This window comes from Mesorhizobium sp. M4A.F.Ca.ET.050.02.1.1, assembly GCF_003997725.1.
In the GTDB taxonomy this organism is placed as follows: Bacteria; Pseudomonadota; Alphaproteobacteria; order Rhizobiales; family Rhizobiaceae; genus Mesorhizobium.
Window position 1 is genome coordinate 1 of record NZ_RZSG01001475.1, and the last position, 500, is coordinate 500.

Sequence of the window (500 nt, forward strand, 5' to 3'; positions counted from 1 at the left end):
GATATAGATAGCGACCGGATCCTGAGGGTGTGGTCACCGACGGTCGTCGCGCTGGCGTCGCTCACTGAGCATGATGGGGTGTTCTTTGTCGATCCGCTCAAAGGGATGTGCCCGAACCGGCAGTGCGCCACCTACATCAATGGTGAGTTCATTTACCGCGACGCATCACATATGCGCAGAAACTTGAAGCCGGAGACCGACGACTTACTCGCTCGGATGATGGGCCTCTACCAGGCTCTCGCCGCTGATGACAGACAGACTCGGGTATCGGTCATGAACGTTCCACGGCCTCCGACAACCCGCAAGAGCAACTAGGTGCATGCGAAGCCGCCAAGCCCTTTCTTCAACTACGGCTGGCGCGGCTTGGCGGGAAAGCAGCGTTGCCCGACCCGTTGAGGAGCAAGCCGGTTCCACCTCGGCCGCGTCATTCGCAACACGGGACAGGCTGAACCGTCATCGGACAGAGATAGATGGCCTTAGAGCGCTCGCTGTTTTGGCAG

General features: G+C 59.4%; 1 protein-coding gene. It reads left to right on the top strand.

The window, feature by feature from the left end; all coding sequences use genetic code 11:
• Positions 1-315: hypothetical protein (locus EOA33_RS39620; protein ID WP_190234552.1), on the top strand; the 315-nt coding region annotated here is incomplete at its 5' end.
• Between the last annotated feature and the right edge of the window lie 185 nt (positions 316-500).